We start from the raw sequence: 22,910 nt of genomic DNA on the forward strand, positions 1-22,910 counted from the left end.
CGGTCTTCCGGGCGAGTCGGGGCGCGCGTCGGGAGTGCGCCGGCGGAGAGCGCGGAGGGCAGGGGGCGGGCCGGGGGGCAGGCCGGGGACAAGCCGGGGGTGGGCCGGGGGTGGGCCGGGGGTGGGCCGGGGGCGGGCCGGGGGTGGGCGGGGGACAAGCCGGGGGTGGGCCGGGGGTGGGCCGGGGGCGGGCCGGGGGCGGGCCGGGGACAAGCCGGGGGTGGGCCGGGGGCGGGCCGGGGACAAGCCGGGGGTGGGCCGGGGCAAGCCGGGGGGTGGGCCCGGGGCGGGCCGGGGAACAGGCCGGGGGCGGGCAGGGGAGGGTTCCGCGGGGCGGGGGATCGCGGGCGGGACGGGTACGTCGACTAAGGTGACCGGGTGAAGATCGCGCTCATGGACTCGGGAATCGGCCTCCTCGCTGCGGCCGCCGCGACGCGTCGGCTCCGGCCCGACGCCGATCTGCTGCTGTCCTCCGACCCCGACGGGATGCCCTGGGGGCCCCGTACGCCCGCCGACCTCACCGAGCGTGCCCGCACCGTGGCCCGGGCCGCCGCGGCCCTCGGCCCCGACGCGCTGATCGTGGCCTGCAACACCGCCTCCGTGCACTCCCTGGACACCCTGCGGGCCGATCTGGAGCCCGGCATCCCCGTCATCGGCACCGTCCCGGCGATCAAGCCCGCCGCGGCCGCCGGCGGCCGGGTGGCCATCTGGGCCACCCCCGCCACCACGGGCAGCCCGTACCAGCGCGGACTGATCCGCGACTTCGCCGCCGGGGCGCGCGTCACCGAGGTGCCCTGCCCCGGGCTCGCCGACGCCGTCGAGCACGGTGACGAGGACGCCGTCGCCCGTACCGTCGCCGCCGCCGCGGCACTGACCCCGGCCGACGTCACGGACGTGGTCCTCGGCTGCACCCACTACGAGCTCGTCGAGGAGTCCATCCGGGCCGCCCTCGCCGCCCGCACCGGGGGAGCGGAGCTCACGTACCACGGCTCCGCCGAGGCCGTGGCCGTACAGGCGCTGCGCCGCATCGGCCTCGAACCCGCGCCCGGGCTGCCCCGCACCGGCGGGCTGACCGTGCTGCACAGCGGGCGGACCTCCACGCTGTCCGACGCCGCCCTCGGCTACGCCGAAGGCCGGCTGCTCGCGGAGCGGGAGCAGGCCCACCAGCACTGATGCGGCGGGCGGCGAAAGGCGGTTACGCGGCCCGGCCCGGGCTCGCATACTGGGCCCGTGATTGCCTATGCCAAGCACCTTCCCGCCGGGGTGATACCGGCAAGCGATGTGCGGACATGGGGCGTTGAGGAGTCCGAGCGCTGGCGCAAGGCCCGGACCCCGGTCATCTTCGCCCCTGTTGCGGGGAGTTGGATCCTCGCTGTCCTGGTGACCGTCTCACTCGTGCTGATCCTCCGCGACGGGGGACCGGCCGGTCCGGTGGGCACGGCGTGGCGGTTCTATCCGGCGGCCGTGCTGCTGGTGGCCCTGCCCCTCTGGTACCGGTTCCTGCCCGGCGCGGCAGCGCCGGCCGCCGCCGTGCTGGCGGCGGAATCGGCCGCCGCGCTCTCCCGGGGTCCCGGGGCCGCCCTCGTGTGCCTGTCCGCCGCGTGGGCGCTGGCCGGGGCGCTGCTGCGGCTGCGGTCCCGGCGCGCACAGGAGCGGCTGGCCCTCGACGCCGCCGGGACGGCCCGCTTCCCGCTCCCCGACAGGCTGCCGCCCGGGCAGGAGCGGCGCGGGAACACCCGGATCATCGTCGGGGGCCTGCTCTGCCTCCTCGCCGCCGGGATCCTCGTGGACGGCCTGGTCGAGGACCTCGGGACCGCTCCCGGCGGCCTCCCCTACGACGCGGTCGGCCAGCAGCGCGTGGCCCTGGTCCTGCTGGTGCTCGGGAGCACCCTCCTGGGCCGGGGCTGGGCCGCCGACCTGGCCACCCGGCGGCTGTACGCCGACGACCAGCCCGTGCTGGTCGTCGGCGTACGGATCTCCCCCTCGGGGCACTTCTGGCTGCTGCCCGACGCCGACGACACGGCGGGCCGGCCGCTGCTCTGCTACCGCCCCGGCGAGCGGGACACCCTCAGCAGCGCGCGGCTGCTGGCCGCGGGTACGCAGGGCCTGCCGCGGGGCGGGCTGCACGACGTCGACGCCCGCGCCGAACCCTTCGAGGCGCTGCTGCACGGGGTGCCGCGCGAGGGGGCCGAGGTCGTGCTGGAGTACGCCGTGCACCAGGACCACGGCGGCATCTCCTGCCAGGTCACGGGCGCCCCCCTGCTGCCCCGCCGACGGCACGGGCTGGGCCCCTGGAGCCCGGCCGGGGTGTCCTACCGGGAGGCGACGCGCGGCAGCCGGCAGCGGGAGGAGGAACGCCGCCGGGAGGCCGAACGGCTCCGGAGGCAGGCCGACCGCCGGAAGGACGCCAAGCGGGCCACGGCCACCGGGACCGCCGGTACGACCGCGGCCGGCTGCGGCGGAGGCGGCGGAAGCTGCGGCGGCGACGGCTGCGGGGGAGGCGGCTGCGGAGGCTGCGGCTGCGGCTGACCCCCGGGGGCGGGACCGGCCGTGCTCAGCCCGCCTCCGCCTCCGCCTCCGCCTGGGCCTCCGCCTCCGCCCCGGCCAGCCGCCGGGCCAGGGCGCGCAGCGCGTCGGCGTCCAGTACCCGGCCGCCGAAGCCGGGCAGCGGTACGTGCAGCGGACCCGTCCACCGCTCCGGGACCGCCGCCTGCCCGTACACCGCGCCGGCCAGGGTCCCGGTCACGGCGGCGACCGTGTCGGTGTCCCCGCCCAGGTCCACGGCGGCCCGTACGGCCCCGGCGAACCCGGTGGTCGTGCGCAGCGCCCACACCGCCGAGCCCAGGCAGGGCCACACCGCCCCGTTGAACTCGGTGGCCAGGCCGGGGTGCCAGTCGGGGGCGAGGACGCGGGCGTACCGGTCGCGGTGGTCGGGGTGCACCGCGCCCAGCGCCCCCGGGAGCGCGGCCAGCGGATCGCCGCCGTCCAGGGCCACCCGCACCAGCTCGTGCAGCAGTGCGGTGCCCTCCCAGGCGGCCCGGTCGCCGTGGGTGAGGGCCGCGATCCGCCGGGCGGCGTCCATGGTGGCCTCCCGTCCGGCGGGCGCGAAGTACACCGCCGAACCGGCGGCCCGCATCAGGGAACCGTTGCCCGCCGCCCGCACGTTGTCCTGGAAGTGACAGGCGGCGGCCAGGTCCCACGGCAGGCCGTTGGTCAGCACGTCCTCGGTCTGGAGTCCGATGTCCTTGGGCTGTCCGGCGGCCCACCGCTGGAACCGCCCGAAGACGTCGGGGAGTTCGAGGCCGCCGTGCTCCAGCAGGGACTCGGCGACGAGGACCGCCATCTGCGTGTCGTCCGTCGCCTCCCCCGGATCCCAGCCGCCGCCCCCGCACATTTCCTCGCCCCGCGCGCTCAGCAGGCCCGCGGGCCCGAACTCGTACGGGGCCCCCAGCGCGTCCCCCGCGGCCGAGCCCAGCAGGGCTCCCACGGCCCGGTCCAGCCGGCTGACCGTCACGGGGTCCGCGTCCCCTCGGGGCACACGGCGGCCAGCAGGCCCAGCGCGAAGCCGTCGAGGTCGTCGAGCCCGGCCGCGGCCGATGTGCTGGGGGCGCCCGCCAGCAGGTGCGGGATCGCCCCGTGCAGCGCGAGGGTCAGGGCGCGGGTCTGCTCCGGCCCGGCCGGGAGGCCGGCTCCGGCCAGCAGGGCCCGGTGCGCGGCGAAGTCGCCGGAGGCGATCGGGTCCAGCAGCTCGGCCAGCCAGGGCCGCCGGGTGGCTTCGGTCTGGAGCTCCAGGTAGGCCAGCACGCGCGGCCGCCCCGGCCCGGCCACGTTCCGCAGCAGCCCGGCCAGCAGTGCCGCCAGGCCCGCCCGGTCCGAAGGCCCCGGACCGGCGCCCGCCAGGGTGGCGGCCACGGCCCGGTACTGCTCCAGGCAGCGTTCGGCCACGGCCCGCAGCAACGCGTCGCGGCTCGGGAAGTAGTTCTTGGCCGTGCCCAGCGGCACTTCGGCGGCGGCGTCGACGGCCCGGTGGGTGAGCCTGCGCCCACCCGCCTCGGCCAGCACCGCGACGGCCGCGTCGCGCAGCCGGTCCCTCCGGTCCTGATTCACCTTGCCAGGATAACCACAACCGTGGTACCACGGATGCGGTACCACGATTGTGGTGGTGCGGTGGTGGTGGCGGTTCTGCTTCGTCCGACGGATCGAGGGCACGTCATGGCAGACGACCGGTACGGCGAGAACAGCAGGAAGACGGACGACGGGAGCGGCACCCCCGGCACGGCCGTGGTCGTCGGCGCGGGCGTCGGCGGGCTCGCCACCGCCATCGGGCTCCGCCGCGCCGGCTGGTCCGTACGCGTCCTGGAGGGCCGTACCGCCCTGGAGCGGTACGGCACCGCCTTCGGCATCCACCCCACCGCCCAGTCCGCCCTGGACCGGCTCGGCCTCGGCGAAGCCCTCCGCGCGCGGGCCCTCCCGTACCGCCGGGCCCACATCCGGCGCCCGGACGGCAGGGTGCTCGCCGCCCTCCCCCTCGACCGCGTCGAACGCAAGGCCGGCCGCCCCGAACTGCTCGTCGCCCGGCCCCATCTGATCGACGCGCTGCTCGCCGGACTCGGCCGGCTCGGCGGCGCGGACGTCGAATACGGCCGGCGGCTCACCGACCCCCCGCACCCTCGACGCCGACCTCGTCGTCGGCGCCGACGGGATCAACAGCGCCGTCCGTACCGCCCACTTCGGCACCCGCAGCCGGGTGTGCGCCGTCGGCACCGTCGCCTGGATCGGCATCGCCGGCTTCGAGACCGGGATCCACGGGGAGACCTGGGGTGACGGCCGCTTCTTCGGGATGACCCCCGTCGAGCCGGGCCGCACCAACTGGTACGCCGCCGTCCCCGGCGCCACCACCGCCGGCGAACTGCGGGCCGCCTTCGCGGGCTGGCACGACCCGGTCCCGCGCGTGCTCGCCGAGACCGACCCCGCGAGCTGGATCCGGTACGAGATGCGCCACCTCCACCCGGCGCTGCCCGCCTTCGTCACCGCCGGCCAGATCGCCCTCGTCGGCGACGCGGCACACGCCATGACCCCCAACCTCGGCCAGGGCGCCTGCACCGCCCTCCTCGACGCCGAGGCCCTCACCCGCGCCGTCGCCGCCCACGGCCGTACGGGCCTGCCCGCGGCCCTGCGCGCCTACGACGCGGAGCGCCGCCGCAGCGCGCAGCGGGTGGCCCTCGGTTCCAGGACCCTGCACCGCTTCGTGACCACTCGCCGTCCGGCCCTCCGCGACGCCCTGACCGGCCTCCTCCCCGCGTAGGCCGGCGACACCGGCGGCCGCCGTTTGGGCGGACCGGGCGCGGGCAGGCGCAGCAGTGCGAGGGCGATGCGCCGAGTGGCGCAGAGGTGGTGGCGCAGATGCGGAACCTGGGTACGCTGCTGCTCATGACGGGTCACCCCCCAGGCCCCCTCTGGACGGGCCGGGCTTCCAACCGTGCGCAGTGGCTGCTGGCCGCAGTCGGGGCGGCCTGCCTGGCGTTGGGGGTGGAGCTGGCCGTCGACTACGCCTGGACCGCCGGGTTCGTCCCGCTGCTGATGTCCGTGATCGGCTGCCTCGCGGTCGGGCTGCTCATCCTCTACGGCACCCTCGCCTTCGTGCACGTGGCGGTCACCGTCGACGCGGAGGCGATGGAAGTGCGCTGCGGCCACATCGGACTGCCCCGCCGCAAGATCCGCCTCGCGGAGGTCGTCTCCGCCGAGTTCTGCCCCCGCATCACCCCCCAGCAGTGGGGCGGCTGGGGCTACCGCTGGCGTCCCGAGAAGGGCACCGCCGTCATCGTCCGGCGCGGCGAGGGCCTGGAGCTGCGGCTCGGCGACGGCAGGCTGTTCACGGTCACCGTCGACGACGCCGAGAACGCCGTCCGGGTCATCCGCACCCACCTGCGCGCCCTCGCGCGGTAGGGCGCGGCGCCTCCTTACCGGCCCTTGGGGCGCGGGGACGTACACTCCGCCAGATGAGCAGCAGTGTCACCCGCGCCGCCGAGAGCGAGCCCTCGCAGCCCGCCGGACGAGCGGCGGCCGTCGCCCCGTCCGAAGCCGCCGCCTCCCCGCGTCAGGGGGAACACAAGGCCGCCTGGCTGGTGCGCTCCGCCCTGGCCGCGGCCGCCGGGGTGCTGCTCTACCTCAGCTTCCCGCCCCGCCCCCTGTGGTGGCTGGCCCCCTTCGCCCTCGCCCTGCTCGCCGGCTGCCTGCGCGGCCGCCGGGCCCGGGCCGGCTTCGGGCTCGGCTTCCTGTTCGGGCTCGGCTTCCTGCTGCCGCTCCTCGTGTGGACCAGCGAGGGCGTCGGCCCGGTCCCCTGGATCGCCCTCGTCACCCTCGAAGCCCTCCTCATCGGCCTCACCTGCCTCGGCATCGCCCTCGTCGGCCGGCTGCCCGGATGGCCCCTGTGGGCCGCCGCCGTCTGGATCGCCGGCGAGGCCCTGCGCGCCCGGGCCCCCTTCGGCGGCTTCTCCTGGGGCAAGCTCGCCTTCGGGCAGGCCGACGGCGTCTTCACCCCGCTCGCCGCCGTCGGCGGCACCCCGCTGCTCTCCTTCGGCGTCGCCCTGTGCGGCTTCGGCCTCTACGAGGTCCTGCGCACCTCCCGCCGCGACCCCCGGCGCGGTGCCGCCGCCCTCGCCGCGCTCGCCGTCGCCGCACCGGTCGGCGCGGGCCTCGCGGCCCGCCCGCTGGTCTCCGGCGCCGCCCAGGACGGCACGGCCGTGGCCGCCGTCATCCAGGGCAACGTGCCGCGCGCCGGGTTCGACTTCAACGCCCAGCGCCGCCAGGTCCTCGACAACCACGCGAACCGCACGATCCAACTCGCCGAGGACGTCAAGGCCGGCCGCGTTCCCAGGCCGGACTTCGTCCTGTGGCCGGAGAACTCCTCCGACATCGACCCCTTCACCCAGCCCGACGCCCACGCCGTCATCGACAACGCGGTCAAGGCCGTGGGCGTGCCCACCGCGATCGGCTCCGTACTGGCACCCGAGACCGGGCCGCTGCGCAACACGATGATCCTGTGGGACCCGGTCAAGGGCCCCACCGACACCTACGACAAGCGCAAGATCCAGCCCTTCGGCGAGCGCATGCCGATGCGCTCCTTCGTCCGGCTCTTCAGCTCCGACGTGGACCGGGTCCGCCGTGACTTCGGCCCCGGCAAGGAGCCCGGCGTCTTCGACATGGCGGGCACCGGCGTCGGCATGGTCACCTGCTACGAGGCCGCCTTCGACGACGCCGTCCGCTCCACCGTGCGGGCCGGCGCCCAGGTCATCGCGGTGCCCAGCAACAACGCCACCTTCGGCCGGACCCAGATGACCTACCAGCAGCTGGCCATGGACCGGATCCGCGCCGTCGAGCACAGCCGCACCGTCCTCGTGCCCGTCACCAGCGGGGTCAGCGCCGTCATCCAGCCCGACGGGAAGGTCACGCAGCAGACGGAGATGTTCACCGCCGACGCCCTCGTCGCCGAGATCCCGCTGCGCGCCGGGCAGACCCCGGCCACCCGCCTGGGCCCGCTGCCGGAGTACGCGCTGCTCCTCGTCGCCGCGGGCGGGCTCGGCCTGGTGCTGACCCGCAGGGTTCGCGCCCGCCGGGCCGCATGACGACGGCTGCCGCGGCCGGCCCCCGTAGGGTCGGGGCATGACCACACCCGAGTACATCCGTGAGATCAGGGCGAGCGGCGCGGGCCACCGGCTGCTCCTGCTGCCCGGCGTCACCGCGGTCGTCGTCGACGACCGGGGCCGGCTGCTGCTCGGGCGCCGTGCCGACACCGGGAAGTGGTCCCTGGTCGGCGGGATAGCCGAGCCGGGCGAACAGCCCGCCGAGACGGCGGTGCGCGAGGTGTACGAGGAGACGGCCGTACGGTGCGTCCCCGAACGGGTGGTCCTCGTCCAGATGCTCGAACCCATCACCTACCCGAACGGCGACGTCTGCCAGTTCCAGGACATCACCTTCCGCTGCCGGGCCACCGGCGGAGAGCCCCGCTCCGCCGACGGGGAGCTGCTGGAGGTGGCCTGGTTCGCACCGGACGCCCTGCCACCGCTGGAGGCCTTCGCCCTGGACCGCATCCGGCGCTCCCTGACGGAGGAGCCGGCCTGGTTCGAAGCCCCGGGCGGGACCGACTAGTCGGCCGCCTCGCGGTACAGCTTCAAGGCCGCGGTGCCCATGACCGCGCTGTAGGAGACGTCCGGGACCGTGCCGCCGCCCTCGTGGCCGCCCAGCACCCCGGCCAGCGCGCCGCCCGCCAGCCAGGGGCTGCCGCTGGTGCCGCCGCTGAGGCCGGGGCAGTCGATCCGGCGCTGCGTGGCGGAGAACAGGCCCGTCGCGTTCGAACAGCGCAGCGGGGCCTCCTCGGTGCCGGGGTAGCCGACGACGGTCACCGTCACGTCCCCCGCCTGCCCGGCGGCGGCGACCGGGAAGCCGCCGACCACGTCCTCCACGTTCCCCGTCCGCGCGCCGTCCGCCGGGGCGACCGTCGCGAAGGCGATGTCCGCGTCCGGATCCTCCCCCCGGGTCCAGGCCGGGGCCGTGTACACCCCGGTGACCCGCCACAGCCCGTACGGGGCCTCCCCGTCCCGGTAGCCCGGGGCGAAGACCGTGCTGTCCGGGTGGCCCAGGCAGTGCGCGGCGGTGGCGATCACGTCGCGGCCGGCGCTGCGCACCACGGAGGCGGTGCAGAAGTGCCCGCCGTCCGTGCCGCCCGCGAACAGCGCGCCCACCCGGGCCGCCGTCGCGTCGGCGTCGGCGCGCACGGTCACGCCCGGCGGGGGCAGTGCCTCGGCCTCGGGGAGGTCCAGGCTCAGCAGGGCGGCCACCGAGGTCAGCGCGAGCGGGATCCGCGCCGCCCGCCGGGCGCGGGCGCGGGAGCGGGGGCGGCCGGCCGGTCGGGGAAGGGTGCGAGGGATCATGCGTCCGAGCCTTCCCGGCGAAACTGTGCCCGGAGCCCGGTGTCGCGTATGAATCAGCTGTGAATGTGTCGGAAACCCCGAAGACGGGCCGGTCCCCGGCGGGCGGCTTCGGCGGAAGGTACCGGTCTATGGACGCCACGGCGGACTTCCGGACCGGCTGTTGTGCACCGCGGTGCGTGAGCGCGGGGCCCGCCCGCCCCTAGCCTCGCCGCAGGAGCACGAACGAGGGGCGGTACCGAGTGAACTGGCTCATCCACGACTACCGCGAGAGCGATCTCGCGGCGGTGGTCCATCTCATAGACACCACGGCCGAACTGGGCCAGGAGTCCGTCTTCTCGCTCGCCGAGTGCATCAGCGCCCTCACCGACCGGCAGCCCTGCGTCGTCGCCGTCCACCAGGGCGTCCCGATCGGCGCGGCCCTCGCCTGCGTCACCGGCGAGCGGGCCTGGGTGATGCGGATCGCCATCGCCTCCGGCTGGCGCGGCCGGGGCCTGGCCAGCGCCCTCCTCGTCGAACTGGAACGGCGCCTGATCGCCGCCCGCGTCGGCCGGATCGCCTACGTCCTGCCCGAGGAGGACCTGCTCGGCGAGGGCCTGCTCAACGCCGGCTACACCCGGCAGCCCGCCGTCGCCTACTTCGAGAAGACCGAGCCCCTGCACGGGCCGGCGGCAGGCCTCCTCGACGACCTCGGCGGCCGCTTCCTGCCCAACGACCTGTGGGCCAAGGTCGCCGGCATGGAGAAGGAGAAGGAGCTCATCGAACGGCGCGTGGTCCTCCCGCTCGCCGAACCGGAGCGGGCCGCCGCGCACGGCGTCCGGCCGCCGCGCGCGATCACCCTCTTCGGGCCGCCCGGCACCGGCAAGACCACCTTCGCCCGCGCCATCGCCTCCCGGCTGGGCTGGCCCTTCGTGGAGCTACTGCCCTCCCGCCTCGCCGACGGGGGCAACCTCGCCGCCGCGCTGCGCGTCGCCTTCGCCCGGATCGCCGAGCTGGAGCGGGTCCTCGTCTTCATCGACGAGGTCGAGGAGATCGCGCCCGTACGCACCGAGCCGGCGCAGCCGGGCGGCATCCACGGCGTCACGAACGAGCTGCTCAAGCTGATCCCCGGCTTCCGGGAGGGCGACGAGCGGCTGCTGGTCTGCGCGACCAACTCCATCCGCTCCCTCGACCCGGCCTTCCTGCGGCCCGGCCGCTTCGACTACCTGATCCCCATCGGCACCCCCGACGCCGGCGCGCGCGCCGCGATCTGGTCGCGCTACACGGCCGGGCGGACCGGCGTGGACGTGGCGGCACTGGTGGCGGCGACCGAGCTGTTCACCCCGGCCGACATCGAGCACGCCGCGCGGACCGCCGCGCAGGTGTCCTTCGAACGGGACCTGGAAGCGGTGGGCGCGCGCGGTGCGGCGGCCGCGCAGCTCGGCGCCACCACGGAGGACTACCTGGCGGCCGTGGCACAGTGCAGGCCGACGGTCACCCCCGCGATGACCGGGGAGTTCCAGGCCGACATCACCGCCCACGCGCGCTTCTAGACCTCCGGACCGGGAGCCGTCCGGCGCCGTCCCGCCGGACGCTCCCCACGGACACCGCCCCCCGGTTGCGGCGGGGGGCGGGAACGCGAAAACGGCCCGCGGCCGCTCCCCGGAGCGGCCGCGGGCCTCCCGCGCGGACCCGGCACCCGTCCGGGACGGCCACGTTCCGTCGGGTGTCGCGTGCCGGGCACGGGCCGCGACGAGGAGGACGGCGCCCCGCCGCACTCCCGCGTCGACGTCGACGGCGGACGTGCCGTGAGCGGGCTCCCCGCTACCGGGGGCACCGGTAGGTGAACTCGGCCGCCGCCGTCCGCTCGACGGGCGAGATCAGCTGGAGCTCGGCCCGCGCCGGGTAGCTGCCCGTGCCCTGGAAGGTCCACAGCAGGTGCAGCGTGGCCTCCTTCCGCCCGGCGGGCACCCGTTCCGTGAGCTCCTCCGACCGGGTGCCGTCGCTGCGGACCCAGCGGTAGGTGAGGGTCCCGGGGCGCCCGTCGGTGCGTACGACGGCCACCACATCGGCGGCCGCGCCGCACTCGGGACCCCGCGGGTCGGTGGACACCGCCACCTCCCGCACCTCGACCGCCGGCCCGAACCGCTGCCAGGCCAGGTAGCCGAGCACCGCGGCCAGCACCACGGCCGCCAGGGTGTAGCGGCGCCAGCGCCCGCCGCGCCGCGCGGGCGGCCGCGGCCCGGGCGGCGGCCCCGGCACCACGGGGAACGGCGGGGCCATGGCCGCCGTCACCCCCGGCCCGAACCGCAGCACGGAACCCTCGACCCGGTCGGGCGCGGCGTCCGCCGGGGGCGGCGGGCCGCTGAACCAGTGGCTGCCGAGCACGGTGGCGCTGTACTCGTCGTCGGCGGGGTCCTGCGGGACACGGGGATCGCTCATCGCGGGACCTCCTGGTCCTGGCAGCGGTACAGCAGTGCGGAGGCGGCGGCCGAACCGTTCGCGGCGGCCGGCTTGGTGGTGACCCGGACCCCGCCGTAGCAGCCGTGGCCGCGGCTGAAGTCGTGCGCCTGGACCACGGGGGCAAGGGAGCCGGCCTGGACGACGACGGTGTCGGTGCCGTCGGGCACGGAGTACGCGCCCGGCGAGCCGCCGAGGAACCACTCCAGTACGACGGTGACGGGTCCGCTGCCCTGGGCCGCCAGCGAGACGGTCGCCTCGCCCCGGTAGACCCCGGGCTTGAGGTCGACGCCGAGCTTGGTCACCCGGAGCGTGGGGGAGGGCGTCGGGGTCGGCGAGTGGCTGACCGTCGGCTTCGGCGTCGGGCTCGGCGACGGGCTCCGGCTCGCCGAGTGCGAAGGGGTCGGGGTCGGGGTGGGCACCGGGGGCGCCGAGGCGCTCGGCGACGCCGACGCGGAAGGGCTCGCGGACGGCGAGTGCGAGGCGGTCGGCCCGGGCGCGGGCGACGCGGGTCCCGGCGTGGCCGGGTTCGTCGTGGCGAAGTCGCTGAGCGCCGAGGCCCCCGGCGGGGTACCGGCGCCCGCGTCCGTCGTGAGCACCAGCACCGCTCCCAGCACCAGCGCCAGGCCCGTCGCCAGCCAGCCGCCGCGCCCCGGCGCCCAGCCGGAGCCGCCGCCGACCGAGGTGGTGGCCACCGCCGTGGTGCCCGCCGCCGCGCCGGCCGCCGAGGGGAACAGCAGCGGCAGCAGGGCCGCCAGCGCGGCGAGCTTGCGCTGTCCGCGCTCCTCCCACTGGGGCCCGTACGCGGCCACCGCCACCGCTTCCAGCTCGGCCACGAACGCCTCGGCGTTCTCCGGGCGCTGCTCCGGCCGCTTGGCCAGACCCCGCCGGATGAGCGGGCGCACCGGCTCGGGGGCCTCGGTCTCCGGGACCGGGGCCTCGATGTGCTGGACGGCGAGCTCGGCGAAGCTCGCCCCGTCGTACGGCTTGCGGCCGGTCAGGAACTCGAAGAAGGTCGCGGTCGCCGCGTACACGTCGGCCGTCGGCGAGGCCGGCTGCCCCTGCCACTGCTCGGGCGCCATGTAGGCGGGCGTGCCCGCCACCCCCGGGGTGGTGCCGCGGCCCGCCGCGATCCCGAAGTCCACCAGCTTGGAGGAGCCGTCGGGCGCGACCAGCACGTTCTCCGGCTTGTAGTCCCGGTGCACGACACCCGCCCGGTGGGCCGCGGCCAGCCCGAGCAGGGAGCCCTTCAGTACGACCAGCGCGGCCTCGGCGTCCGCCCGGCCCGACTCCCGCAGCACGGCGCGCAGGGAGATCCCGTCGACCAGTTCCATCACGATCGCCGCGCCGGACGGGGCCTCCACGTATTCGTACAGCCCCACCACGTACGGCGACACGAGCCCGCCCAGCAGCCGGGCCTCGGCGCGGAACTCCCGGACGAAGGCGGGGTCCTCGCGCATCCGGTCGCTGAGGTACTTCACCGCGACGGCCGTGCCCGTGGCGTCGTGGAGCGCGAGCACGACCCGGCCGCTGCCGCCCGCGCCGAGCTCACGCACCTCGGTGTAACCGGGTACCGTCCAGCCGTTGCCCATCATGCGCCCCCGTCCGTGGCGTCACCGGCCGCCCGCGGGGCGGCCGGCCGGTCGTCCCCCGACCGGCCACCTCCTGGGACACTTTTCCGCCACGGCCGGTTCCCAATCCGGCGCGCGTCCCGGATGCCGGTCAGGCCGCCGCCGACACCGCCCCGATCATCGTGTGCAGCCGGTCGGCGGCGGCCCGTCCGAAGGCCGGGTCGTTGATGTGGGTGTCGTAGTCGTGGAGCCGGGCCGCACTGCCCCGCAGCCCCTCGCGCAGCGCCGAGAACAGCGCCTGGTCCGCACGCGGGTCGTGGTACGGGCCGCCCGGCGCCCCGAGCGTGGACAGCCCGCGCAGCGGGACGCAGACCGCCGTCGGCCCGGTCGCCGCGCGCAGCTTCGCGGCGACCCGCCGCCCGAGCTCCGCGCACTCCGACTCGGTCGTGCGGATCACCGTGATCGAGGGGTTGTGGACGCGGACGCGGCGGTAGCGGGCCCGTTCGGGCAGGGTCTCCAGCGGCCCGAACTTCACCATGTCCAGCGCCCCCAGGCTCACCACCTGCGGAACCCCGGCCCGCCCGGCCGCGCTGAGCCGGTCGGGGCCGGCGGTCAGGATGCCCCCGCACAGGTCGTCGGCGAGCTCGCTCAGGGTCAGGTCCAGCACCCCCGCGAACACCCCCTGCCCGGCGAGGGTCTCCAGGGTGCGGCCGCCCGCGCCGCTGACGTGGAAGACCAGGACCTCGTACCCCAGCTCCTCCAGCCGCTCGCGGGCCGCGTCCACGCCGATCGTGGTCACCCCCGCCATGCTCGCCGCCACCAGCGGGCGCGAGCCCGAGCCCAGGCGGGCCGGGCGGCTGCCGTCCAGCGCGGCGCGCGCGAACCCCTTCGCCATCCCGGCGACGGCCTCCACGGCATTGGCCAGCACCGGGGCCGAGACGCTGTTTATCCCGGCGATGTCCACCACGCTGTACATCATGGTGATGTCCGCCGAGCCCACGTACGGGGACACGTCCCCGGACGCCATCGACGAGACCATCACCTTCGGCACGCCCAGGGGCAGCGCCCGCATCGCCCGGGTGGCGATGGAGGTCCCGCCGCTGCCCCCGATGGCGAGCACGCCGTGCAGCCGGCCCTCGGCGTGCAGGCGTAACAGGGTCGCCTCGGCGCCCCGGGCCATCGTGGTCACGGCCGCGCCACGGTCGGCGGCCGCGCGCAGTTCCGACAGTTCCGTGCCCGCCGCCCGTGCCACCGCTGCGCGCGGCACGTCGGCGGGCAGCCGGGGTTCTCCCATGATCCCCGTGTCCACCAGCACCACTTCGACGCCGGCGCGCAGCAGCCTCTCGCGCAGCCAGCCGTACTCGACACCCTTGGTGTCCAGGGTTCCCACCAGCACGACGTTCGTCATATGTGCAATGTCCACGCAGGTGGGGTTTGTTGGCAAGTAAAGGTCAGGTCAATCCGCCAATAGCATCAACAATCGCTCCAGAAACGGAATTTGACCGACAATCAGCTTGTTCCGTGCGATCGGAGGAGTGAACCAGGACACCCGGTCCAGCTCGGGGAACTCGCGCTCCACCCCCGAGTGCGGGGGCCACTCCATCGTGAAGGTGCCCGGCACCGTCAGCGCCGGGTCCAGGTCCGCCTCCACCGCCCACACGGTCACGAGCTTCCCGCTGCTCAGCCGGACGTCCCCCAGCGGCAGGTAGTCCCCGTCCGGCGGGGGCACCCCCAGCTCCTCCGTGAACTCCCGGCGGGCCGCGTCCCGGGGCGTCTCGTCCGGCCCGTACTCGCCCTTCGGGATCGCCCAGCCCCCGGCGTCCCGCCCGGCCCACAGCGGACCGCCCATGTGGCCGAGCAGCACCTCCACCCCGTGCTCCGCGGTCCGGCGGAACAACAGCAGGCCGGCGCTCCGCCTGTACCTCTTCGCATCCGTCACGGGGGCCATACATGCCCCGCCGGAGCCCCGCTCAGTGATCGGCCGTCCGCAATCGGCCACCCGGGGCGGGCCGTCAGTGCGCGTGCGGCCCCTCGCGGTGCACCGGACCGTGGGCGTCCGCGCAGTGCGGGTCCGCGCCCCCAGGGTCCTCGCCCGGCCGGCCCACCGACAGCAGGGCGTCCTGGACGTGGTCCACCTGGAGGGTGGTGTGCGTGATCCCGTACTCCTTCGCCAGCAGCAGTTCCAGCTCCCGGCGCACCGCGTGGCAGTCGCCCGCGGGCTCCACCAGCACGTGCGCGGACAGGGCCGCCTGCCCGGAGGTGATCGTCCAGATGTGCAGGTCGTGCACCTCGGTCACCGGCACGTGGGCCACCAGCCGGTCGCCGACCGCGTCCGGGTCCACGTGCGCCGGCGCGGCCTCCAGGAAGATCCGCCCCGACTCCCGCACCAGCCCGTAGCCCGCCTTGACCATCAGCAGCACCACCACGAGCGTGGCGATCGCGTCGGCCTGCACGAAACCGGTCGTGAGCACGATCAGACCGGACACCGCCGTCCCGATGAAGGCGAACAGGTCGTTCAGGATGTGCTGGTAGGCGCCCTCCACGGCCAGCGAGGACCGGTTCGCCCGCGAGATGCACCAGGCCGCGCCGACGTTCACCACGATCCCCGCCAGCGCCGTCACCAGCACCAGCCCGCCCTCGACCGGCGGCGGGTCCAGCAGCCGCCGCACCGCCTCGTACGCCAGCCACACCGCCAGCAGGAGCAGGGTCAGCCCGTTGGCCTGCGCGGAGAGTATCTCCGCCCGCTTGAGGCCGTACGTGAACCCGCCCCGCGCCGGACGTGCCGCCAGCCGCATCGCGATCAGCGCGAGGACGATCGAGACGGCGTCCGTCAGCATGTGCGCGGCGTCGGAGATCAGGGCCAGCGAGTGGGCCATCACGCCGATGACCACCTCGACGGCCATGAACCCGCCGATCAGGGCGAGCGCGATCGCCAGCCAGCGGCGGTCGGCGTCCGGGTCCACGCCGTGGCTGTGCCCGCCGGGACCGTGGCCGTGCCCGTCGTGCCCGTGCCCGGCGTGGTCCGCCCCGGTGTGCTCGTGCGCGTGGTCGTGGTCGTGCCGGCTCATGGCTTCCCCCGTTTGTTCGGTTCCGACGCGTGAAGTGAAGCGCACCGCGACGAGATCGGCAAAGGCTGCAACGGGGACCGTTGTCATTCCCCATAAGAACCCTCTGACCTGCGGCGATGCCGCTTCTGCCGGTTGCGGCGGTTCATGGGAAAATCTGTTCATGGTCCAGCGGCCCGGTGCGGCGACCGCGCCCGAACTCGTCCTGGAAACCGCCATGGGCTCCACCGAGATGAGCCCGGGCCGGAGCTACCGCGTCGGCCGCGACCCCCTGTGCGAGATCTGCCTCGACGACGACCGCGTCTCCTGGCACCACGCCGTCCTGCGCCCCGAAGGCGACCACTGGACCCTGGCGGACGAGGGCAGCACCAACGGCACCTGGGCCGACGGCCACCGCGTCCACGAATGGGCCGTCGGCCCCGGCAGCGAACTGCGCTTCGGCAGCGCCCAGGACGGCCCCCGCGCCCTCCTCAGCAGCCGTACGCCCCCCAGGGCCGCCGCCTCCCGCCCCTCCCGGGTCGCCGACCCGGCCATGACCGGAACCTTCCGCAGCCCCACCAGCGTCCGTCCGCTGCCCGCCCGGACCACCGTCCGCATCGGCCGCGACCCGGGCAACGACCTCGTCATCGACGACCTCGTCGTCTCCCGCAGGCACGCCGAACTGCGCGCCCTCGCCGACGGCACGTACGAGATCGCCGACCTCGGCAGCCACAACGGCACCTACCTCAACGGCGCCCCCGTCGACGTGGCCCCCGTGGCCGACGGCGACATCGTCGGCATCGGCCACAGCGCCTTCTGCCTCGTCGGCGACCAGCTCCAGGAGTACACCGACACCGGCGAGGTCTCCCTCGACGTCCAGGACCTCGCCGTCGCCGTCGACCACGGCCGCAAGACCCTCCTCGACCACGTCTCCTTCCCCGTCGGCACCAGATGCCTGCTCGCCGTCGTCGGCCCCAGCGGCGCCGGGAAGTCCACCCTCCTCGGAGCACTCACCGGACTGCGCCCCGCCGACCACGGCACCGTCCTCTACGACGGCCGCGACCTCTACCGCGACTACGCCGAACTGCGCTCCCGCATCGGGCTCGTCCCCCAGGACGACATCCTGCACGCCCAGCTCACCGTCCGCCGCGCCCTCGCCTACGCCGCCGAACTGCGCTTCCCCCAGGACACCGGCAGGGCCGAACGCCTCGCCCGGGTCGACGAGGTCATCGGCGAACTCGGCCTGGAGCAGCGCGCCGACCAGCCCATCCACAGCCTCTCCGGCGGCCAGCGCAAACGGGTCTCCGTCGCCCTGGAACTGCTGACCAAGCCCTCCCTGCTCTTCCTCGACGAACCCACCTCCGGCCTCGACCCCGGCATGGACCGCTCCGTCATGCACATGCTGCGCAGCCTCGCCGACGACGGCCGCACCGTCATCGTCGTCACCCACAGCGTCCTCAGCCTCGACGTCTGCGACCGGCTCCTCGTCCTCGCCCCCGGCGGCCGCGTCGCCTGGTACGGGCCGCCCGGGGAGACCCTCGGCTTCTTCGGCTTCGACCAGTGGCCCGAGGCCTTCGAAGCCTTCGAGAACCAGCGCGACCGCGACTGGGCCGGCCAGTACGAGGCCTCGCCCCAGCACCGCACGTACGTGGCGGGCCCCGGCAGCCGCCCCCGCGCCCCGGACGCCGCACCGCCCGGCCCGGCCGGCTTCGCCGACCCGCCGCCCCAGGCGCAGAGCCGGCGCGCCCAGCTCTCCACCCTGATCCGCCGCTACGCCACCGCCCTCAGCGCCGACCGCACCTTCCTCGCCATCATGGTGGCGCTGCCGTTCGTGATGGGCGCCATGGCCCGCGCCCTGGCCGGCAGCGCCCTCACCCAGGAGACCGCGATCAACGCTCTGCTCATCCTGTGCGTCGGCGGCGTACTGACGGGAGCCGCCAACGCGGTCCGCGAACTCGTCAAGGAACGCGTCATCTACCAGCGCGAACGCGCCGTCGGGCTGTCCAGGGGCGCCTACCTGATGTCCAAGGTGGCGGTCCTCGGCGCGATCACCGTGGCCCAGGCCGTCGTACTGACCCTCGTCGGCCTGTTCGGGGTGCGGCTCGGACCGCCCGGCTCCACCGGGGTCTTCCTGCCGCGGCTCGCCGAGATCACCCTGGCCGTCGCCCTGCTGTCCTTCACCGCCATGATGCTCGGCCTGCTGGTCTCCGCGCTGGTCAGGAAGGAGGAGGTCACCATGCCCCTGCTGGTCCTCCTCGCCATCGTGCAGGTGGTCTTCTGCGGGGCGCTGCTCCAGCTCGACGGCGTACCCGTCATCGGGCAGCTGGCCTGGCTGGTGCCCTCCCGCTGGGCGCTCGGCGCCATGGCCGGCACCATCGACCTCGGCCGGATCGTCCCCGGCACCCTCGCCGACGACCCCCTCTTCGCCCACTCCGCCGGGGTCTGGCTGCTGGACGTCGGCATGCTCGCGGCCCTCTCCGTGCTCTTCGGAGTGCTCGTCGCCCGGCTGCTGCGGCGCCACGAGCCCGCCGTGATGCGGAAGTAGGCCCCGGCGATGACCGACTCCCCGGAGCCCGCCGCCGGCTTCCGCCCCACCCACGTGGTCCCGCAGGACGGGCTGCCCGCCTGGGAGGCCCCCGACGTCTCCCGGCCCACCGCCGCCCTCGACCCCTTCCTCCCCGTCCGGCTGCTGTCCCGGCGCGGCGAATGGGGGGAGATCCTGTGCGCCAACGGCTGGTCCGCGTGGGTCGACGGACGGCTGCTCGTCGCGGTGCCCCGGCCCCCGCCGACCGCCGGCCGGCCCCTCGAACGGACCGAGGACCCCGAACCGCTCCTCACCCGGACGGCCGACGCCCTCGACCGCTACATGCGGGCCCTGCGGGAGACCGTCCCCGGAGCCGCCGACGACGGCTTCCGGCAGGCCGTACGCGGCCTGCGCGCCGGGATCGTGATCGACGGCGAGTCCGTCTGGCTGTACGAGGAGGCGGCGGGACGGTGGATGTACTCCGACGGCGGCCGTCCGGCCACCTACGCGGTCGTCTCGGAACCGGGAACCCCGCCCCCGCCCGCGCCGGAGCCGGTGCCGGAGCCCCAGCCGGGGGAGACGGACACCGGCGCGGTGGCCGCTGTACGGGAGGCACCCCACGAGCCCACCCGCGTCGCGGACCGCCCCGACGGGGGAGGGAGCCGATGACGGACGCCGGACAACACGCCGGGCGCGCCTCCGAGCTGACCGGTACGCGGTTCGCCGGCTACCTCGTCGAGGACGAGATCGGGCGCGGCGGGATGGCCGTCGTCTACCGCGCGCGGGACCTGCGCCTGGACCGGACCGTCGCGCTGAAGCTGCTGGCCCCCCAGCTCGCCCGCAACGACACCTTCCGGCAGCGCTTCGCCCACGAGTCGAAGGTGGCCGCGGCCATCGACCACCCGCACATCGTGCCCGTCTTCGAGGCCGGCGAGACGGACGGCATCCTCTACATCGCCATGCGCTACGTCGCCGGGCAGGACCTGAGGGCCCTGCTCGACCGCACGGGCCCGCTGCCCGTGGAGACGGCCGCCCGGATCGCCGGCCAGGTCGCCTCGGCGCTCGACGCCGCCCACGCCCACGACCTGGTCCACCGGGACGTGAAGCCCGGCAACATCCTCGTCGCCGAGGGGACCGACAGCGAGCACCCCGAGCACGTCTACCTCACGGACTTCGGCCTGACGAAGAAGTCCCTCTCGCTCACCGGGTTCACCAGCGTCGGACAGTTCGTCGGAACGCTGGACTACGTCGCGCCCGAGCAGATCGCCGGGAAACCGGTCGACGGGCGCTGCGACGTCTACAGCCTCGGCTGCGTGGTCCACGAGATGCTCACCGGCGGCCCGCCGTTCCGGCGCGAGGACGACATGGCCCTGCTCTGGGCCCACCAGTACGACCCCCCGCCCCCGCCGAGCGAGCGCCGCCCGGAGCTCCCGGCGGCGGTGGACGAGGCGCTGGCCAAGGCCCTCGCGAAGCAGCCCGAGGAACGGTGGGACACCTGTCTGGAGTTCACCGGCGCGCTGCGCCGGGCGGCCGCCGGCGCACCGGAGCCGGGCCCACCGGAGCCGGGCCCGCCGCCTCCGCCGCCGCGGTGGGCGCTCCCGGTGTTCCGGGGGCGTCAGGGCTCTTAGGGCCCGTCCGGCGGATCAGGGTCGGACAGGCCCTAGGGGACCCGGCCCGGGTGGCGCAGCGGGCGGGCCAGGAGGGCGCCGAGGAAGCCGGCCACCGCGCCCCACAGCAGCGCGAGGCCGGTCGTGCGCCAGAGGTACGGGGTGAGCTCGACCCGGCCGCCGAGCCCGGAGACGTCCCCGAGTCCCAGCAGCGACAGCCCGAACCGGGCCCGGACCCCGGCCAGCAGGCATACCGTCAGGGTGGCCAGGCCGAGCGCCACCGCCAGGTGCACCGCGTGCTGCCAGGGCCGCACCCGCGCGGGGGAGCGTACGGCGGCCAGCACGCCCGTGCCGAGCAGCGCGACGGCGGCCACCACGACCAGCCACCACGCCCGGGAGTCCCGCTGTGCGAGCGAGGCCACGTCGACCGTGGACGGCACGGGGCCGCGCAGGGCCTGGTCCAGCAGCGGCGGCACCGGCAGCCCGAACGGCCCCTCGGCCACGCCCTGCCAGGCGCCGCCGAAGCCCGTGGTCAGGGCCAGCCAGGCCAGGTTCGGCAGTCCGAGCAGCAGCACCGCGAGGGTGCGGGCCGCGTGCCCCTGGGTGCCGGCCGCCACCAGGCCGGCGCCGATGCCGAGGACCACGTACGCCAGGAGCAGGACGGCCGTCGCGTGGGCGGCCGGCCGCACCGCGGTGTGGAAGCGGAGCAGGCCGGGCGGGAGCGGGGTGCGGCGGGAGACCAGCAGGGCGATCAGCAACAGGCCCAGGAACCAGAGCAGCCCGTACAGCAGGGTGGGCCCGAGTGCGGCCCGGAAGCCCACCGTCGGGGCGGAGTCGAGCAGTTCGCCGATCTCCCCCAGCGGGGATTCCCCGGTGGACAGGCCGAAGGTCTGGCGGGCCAGGAGCGCGAACAGGGTGAGCAGGGCCAGCCACAGCACCGTCGGCCGGCCCGCGCGGGCGAGCAGTTCGCGGGTTCCGGCCACCGCGCGGTGGCGCAGCGGGCGCAGGAACAGGCACCCGGTGGTGAGCGCTCCGGCCAGGCTCACCGAGAGCGGGAGTACGGACAGGCTCGCGTCGGCTCCGGCCAGGAACCCGGCGTCACCGGAGACCTCGACCGAACCCCCGGCCGCCATCACGACGACCGCGGCGACCACCCGTGGGAACGCCCCGCCGGGCAGGTCGCCGGCGCCGGCGCAGGCCAGCCCGGCGGCGGCCACCGCGGTCATCACCGCGAAGCCCGCCACGACGGCGACGAGGGCGTCCCGCCAAGCCCTGGCGTGGGTACGGCTCACGTGGCCACGGTGGCATCCCCGGCTTGCGGTCACCACCTGGACGGCGCACACAATGGTCGGCAAGGGTGCCGGAAATCCCCGGTATTCCTGGTATTCGCGCCATTTCCCCGGATGCATCCGCCTGGGAAGAGGAGCCCGTGACCACCCAACCCTCCGGCGAGCGGCCGCCACAGCCGCCACGGCCGCCACAGCCATCGCAGCCGTCACAGCAGTCCAAGCCTTCGTCCGGGCGGCCCACCGGTCCGCCGTCCGGTCCGCTCTCGGGCGGCGGCGGAGAACCCCCGCCGCCTCCCCCCGGCGGGCCCGGCGTCGGGGAGCCGCCCCGGGGGCCCTGGTGGCGGTCGGTGCCCGGGCTGGCGACGGTCGCCGTGGCGCTCGCCGCGGTGGTCACCCTGGTGGTCGTACTGGCCAGGCCCGGCGGCGGGGGCGGCACCCCGCAGCGGGCCGCGGCCGAGGTGTTCCTCCAGCCGGCCGCCGAGCCCGGGCGGGACCCCTTCACGGATTCCAGCGCGGCGAAGCAGGCCACCCCGCCGCCCGACACGCGGCCGCAGGGTACGGCCACGCCCGCCGCGGCGACGGGCACCCGCAGCGTCAGCGGTTCCTCGCCCGGGCTCTACGGCGGCACGAAGGACGTCGCCAGCTGCGACGTGGAGAAGCAGATCTCCGCCCTGACCTCGCAGCCCGCCAAGAACGCCGCCTTCGCCTCGGCCCTCGGGCTCCGGCCGGCGGCCGTCGCCGGCCACCTGCGGGCCCTCACCCCCGTACAGCTGCGGGTCGACACCCGGGTCACCAACCACGGCTACCGCGACGGCCGGGCCACCCCCTACCAGGCCGTGCTCCAGGCCGGGACCGCCGTGCTGGTGGACGACCGCGGGGTGCCGAGGGTGCGCTGCGCCTGCGGGAACCCGCTGGGCCCGCCGGTGGCGCTGAAGGCCGATCCGAAGCGCTTCGGCCGGCCCTGGTCCTCGTACCGGCCGGCGGAGGTGGTGGTCGTCGCCCCGTCGGTGACGGTCGTGAACAAGTTCGTCATCTACGACCACCACGACCGCCGCTGGCTGGAACGCGACCGCGGCGCCGCTCCCCGGCCCGACAGGCCCGTCAAGCCTCCGGTCGGCCCGCCCGCCGTCTCCCCGCCCGCCGTCTCCCCGCCGGTGGTATCGCCCCCGGTCGTGTCCTCGCCGGTGGTATCGCCGCCGGAGGTCCTCCCCCCGCCGCTCGTCGTCACGCCGACCGAACCGCCCCAGCACCCGTCCCGGACGGCGCCCCCGACCCCCACCACCTCGCCGCACCCGACCCCGACCCCGGCCCCCACCCCGGCCGAAACGCCGACCGGCGCGCGGACCCCGGCGGACACCGGTTCCCCGACGGACAAGGGCACGCCTCCGGCCCCGGCCACGCCCACCACGCACCGGCCCGCCCTGACCGGCGACCGGACGACCGCCCCGGCGACCGTGTCGAGCCCGCCCCCGGCCACGCCGTCCCCCTGAGCCGTCAGCCCGTGCGCGG

The 22,910-nt window shown here is 75.9% G+C and carries 19 protein-coding genes and 1 pseudogene; 11 read left to right on the forward strand and 9 right to left on the reverse strand.

All coding sequences use genetic code 11. From position 1 onward, the window contains the following. The first annotated feature begins 378 nt into the window (after positions 1-378). Together ACZ518_RS10645 and ACZ518_RS10650 are read left to right on the forward strand one after the other, a co-directional pair. Positions 379-1,173, forward strand: a complete 795-nt coding sequence (locus ACZ518_RS10645) for a glutamate racemase (RefSeq protein WP_469112653.1) — start codon at positions 379-381, stop codon at positions 1,171-1,173. 207 nt (positions 1,174-1,380) lie between these two features. Beyond that, positions 1,381-2,529, forward strand: coding sequence for a hypothetical protein (locus ACZ518_RS10650; protein WP_469112654.1), 1,149 nt, complete (start codon positions 1,381-1,383; stop codon positions 2,527-2,529). Positions 2,530-2,554: 25 nt separating this feature from the next. Here the strand turns inward: ACZ518_RS10650 and ACZ518_RS10655 are convergent, their stop codons facing one another. Continuing rightward, the gene (locus ACZ518_RS10655; protein WP_469112655.1) at positions 2,555-3,514 is read right to left on the reverse strand and encodes an ADP-ribosylglycohydrolase family protein; all 960 of its coding nucleotides are present in this window, start codon (positions 3,512-3,514) and stop codon (positions 2,555-2,557) included. After that, positions 3,511-4,107 (reverse strand): TetR/AcrR family transcriptional regulator, encoded by a 597-nt coding sequence (locus tag ACZ518_RS10660; protein ID WP_469112656.1) that lies wholly within the window; start codon positions 4,105-4,107, stop codon positions 3,511-3,513. The genes ACZ518_RS10655 and ACZ518_RS10660 overlap by 4 nt, the downstream gene beginning before the upstream one ends. Positions 4,108-4,212: 105 nt before the next feature. Here ACZ518_RS10660 and ACZ518_RS10665 point away from each other — a divergent pair. The 4 genes and pseudogenes from ACZ518_RS10665 to ACZ518_RS10680 all read left to right on the forward strand — a co-directional run bounded on the left by ACZ518_RS10665 (position 4,213) and on the right by ACZ518_RS10680 (position 8,148). Beyond that, positions 4,213-5,305, forward strand: a pseudogene (locus ACZ518_RS10665) (FAD-dependent oxidoreductase). A 125-nt stretch (positions 5,306-5,430) separates the two neighbouring features. Next, positions 5,431-5,946, forward strand: a complete 516-nt coding sequence (locus ACZ518_RS10670; protein ID WP_469112657.1) for a hypothetical protein — start codon at positions 5,431-5,433, stop codon at positions 5,944-5,946. A 53-nt stretch (positions 5,947-5,999) separates the two neighbouring features. Then, the gene (gene lnt, locus ACZ518_RS10675; RefSeq protein ID WP_469112658.1) at positions 6,000-7,625 is read left to right on the forward strand and encodes an apolipoprotein N-acyltransferase; all 1,626 of its coding nucleotides are present in this window, start codon (positions 6,000-6,002) and stop codon (positions 7,623-7,625) included. A gap of 37 nt (positions 7,626-7,662) precedes the next feature. Next, positions 7,663-8,148, forward strand: coding sequence for an NUDIX hydrolase (locus ACZ518_RS10680; protein WP_469112659.1), 486 nt, complete (start codon positions 7,663-7,665; stop codon positions 8,146-8,148). Here ACZ518_RS10680 and ACZ518_RS10685 read toward each other — a convergent pair. After that, positions 8,145-8,930, reverse strand: coding sequence for a trypsin-like serine peptidase (locus ACZ518_RS10685; protein ID WP_469112660.1), 786 nt, complete (start codon positions 8,928-8,930; stop codon positions 8,145-8,147). The genes ACZ518_RS10680 and ACZ518_RS10685 overlap by 4 nt on opposite strands. A 239-nt stretch (positions 8,931-9,169) precedes the next feature. On the opposite strand from ACZ518_RS10685, the gene ACZ518_RS10690 reads away from it, so the two are divergent. Next, positions 9,170-10,459 (forward strand): ATP-binding protein, encoded by a 1,290-nt coding sequence (locus tag ACZ518_RS10690; protein ID WP_469112661.1) that lies wholly within the window; start codon positions 9,170-9,172, stop codon positions 10,457-10,459. 271 nt (positions 10,460-10,730) lie between these two features. Here ACZ518_RS10690 and ACZ518_RS10695 read toward each other — a convergent pair whose 3' ends face one another. The 5 genes from ACZ518_RS10695 to ACZ518_RS10715 all read right to left on the reverse strand — a co-directional run bounded on the left by ACZ518_RS10695 (position 10,731) and on the right by ACZ518_RS10715 (position 16,005). Continuing rightward, a complete protein-coding gene (locus ACZ518_RS10695) occupies positions 10,731-11,348 on the reverse strand; it encodes a hypothetical protein (RefSeq protein ID WP_469112662.1) in 618 nt (205 codons plus the stop codon). Continuing rightward, complete coding sequence (locus ACZ518_RS10700) at positions 11,345-12,961, reverse strand: serine/threonine-protein kinase (RefSeq protein WP_469112663.1); 1,617 nt, start codon at positions 12,959-12,961, stop codon at positions 11,345-11,347. The genes ACZ518_RS10695 and ACZ518_RS10700 overlap by 4 nt, the downstream gene beginning before the upstream one ends. A gap of 127 nt (positions 12,962-13,088) precedes the next feature. After that, positions 13,089-14,345 (reverse strand): Tm-1-like ATP-binding domain-containing protein, encoded by a 1,257-nt coding sequence (locus ACZ518_RS10705; RefSeq protein ID WP_469112664.1) that lies wholly within the window; start codon positions 14,343-14,345, stop codon positions 13,089-13,091. Positions 14,346-14,393: 48 nt separating this feature from the next. Next, positions 14,394-14,876, reverse strand: a complete 483-nt coding sequence (locus tag ACZ518_RS10710; protein WP_469112665.1) for an NUDIX hydrolase — start codon at positions 14,874-14,876, stop codon at positions 14,394-14,396. 73 nt (positions 14,877-14,949) lie between these two features. Further along, positions 14,950-16,005, reverse strand: a complete 1,056-nt coding sequence (locus ACZ518_RS10715; RefSeq protein WP_469112666.1) for a cation diffusion facilitator family transporter — start codon at positions 16,003-16,005, stop codon at positions 14,950-14,952. A 160-nt stretch (positions 16,006-16,165) separates the two neighbouring features. Between ACZ518_RS10715 and ACZ518_RS10720 the strand changes: the two genes are divergently transcribed. From ACZ518_RS10720 to ACZ518_RS10730, 3 genes are read left to right on the forward strand one after another with little or no spacing between them, the layout of a single operon-like run. Then, positions 16,166-18,526: an FHA domain-containing protein gene (locus ACZ518_RS10720; protein ID WP_469112667.1), complete on the forward strand. Its 2,361-nt coding sequence runs from the start codon at positions 16,166-16,168 to the stop codon at positions 18,524-18,526. A gap of 9 nt (positions 18,527-18,535) precedes the next feature. Beyond that, positions 18,536-19,174 carry a hypothetical protein gene (locus ACZ518_RS10725; RefSeq protein WP_469112668.1) on the forward strand — a complete coding sequence of 213 codons (639 nt, stop codon included), beginning with the start codon at positions 18,536-18,538 and terminating at the stop codon, positions 19,172-19,174. After that, complete coding sequence (locus ACZ518_RS10730; RefSeq protein WP_469112669.1) at positions 19,171-20,133, forward strand: serine/threonine-protein kinase; 963 nt, start codon at positions 19,171-19,173, stop codon at positions 20,131-20,133. The genes ACZ518_RS10725 and ACZ518_RS10730 overlap by 4 nt, the downstream gene beginning before the upstream one ends. 32 nt (positions 20,134-20,165) lie before the next feature. Here the strand turns inward: ACZ518_RS10730 and ACZ518_RS10735 are convergent, their stop codons facing one another. Further along, on the reverse strand, positions 20,166-21,404 hold the full coding sequence (locus tag ACZ518_RS10735) for a streptophobe family protein (protein ID WP_469112670.1): 1,239 nt from the start codon (positions 21,402-21,404) through the stop codon (positions 20,166-20,168). Between the two features lie 344 nt (positions 21,405-21,748). Between ACZ518_RS10735 and ACZ518_RS10740 the strand changes: the two genes are divergently transcribed. Continuing rightward, positions 21,749-22,891: a DUF6777 domain-containing protein gene (locus ACZ518_RS10740; protein ID WP_469112671.1), complete on the forward strand. Its 1,143-nt coding sequence runs from the start codon at positions 21,749-21,751 to the stop codon at positions 22,889-22,891. Positions 22,892-22,910 lie beyond the last annotated feature (19 nt).

Source organism: Streptomyces sp. NPDC033966 (assembly GCF_055575955.1).

Coding starts and splice junctions, on each gene's coding strand:
- ACZ518_RS10670 (WP_469112657.1), top strand. CDS start 5,431: ATGACGGGTCACCCCCCAGGCCCCCTCTGGACGGGCCGGGCTTCCAAC.
- lnt (WP_469112658.1), top strand. CDS start 6,000: ATGAGCAGCAGTGTCACCCGCGCCGCCGAGAGCGAGCCCTCGCAGCCC.
- ACZ518_RS10680 (WP_469112659.1), top strand. CDS start 7,663: ATGACCACACCCGAGTACATCCGTGAGATCAGGGCGAGCGGCGCGGGC.
- ACZ518_RS10685 (WP_469112660.1), bottom strand. CDS start 8,930: ATGATCCCTCGCACCCTTCCCCGACCGGCCGGCCGCCCCCGCTCCCGC.
- ACZ518_RS10695 (WP_469112662.1), bottom strand. CDS start 11,348: ATGAGCGATCCCCGTGTCCCGCAGGACCCCGCCGACGACGAGTACAGC.
- ACZ518_RS10700 (WP_469112663.1), bottom strand. CDS start 12,961: ATGATGGGCAACGGCTGGACGGTACCCGGTTACACCGAGGTGCGTGAG.
- ACZ518_RS10705 (WP_469112664.1), bottom strand. CDS start 14,345: ATGACGAACGTCGTGCTGGTGGGAACCCTGGACACCAAGGGTGTCGAG.
- ACZ518_RS10715 (WP_469112666.1), bottom strand. CDS start 16,005: ATGAGCCGGCACGACCACGACCACGCGCACGAGCACACCGGGGCGGAC.
- ACZ518_RS10720 (WP_469112667.1), top strand. CDS start 16,166: ATGGTCCAGCGGCCCGGTGCGGCGACCGCGCCCGAACTCGTCCTGGAA.
- ACZ518_RS10725 (WP_469112668.1), top strand. CDS start 18,536: ATGACCGACTCCCCGGAGCCCGCCGCCGGCTTCCGCCCCACCCACGTG.
- ACZ518_RS10730 (WP_469112669.1), top strand. CDS start 19,171: ATGACGGACGCCGGACAACACGCCGGGCGCGCCTCCGAGCTGACCGGT.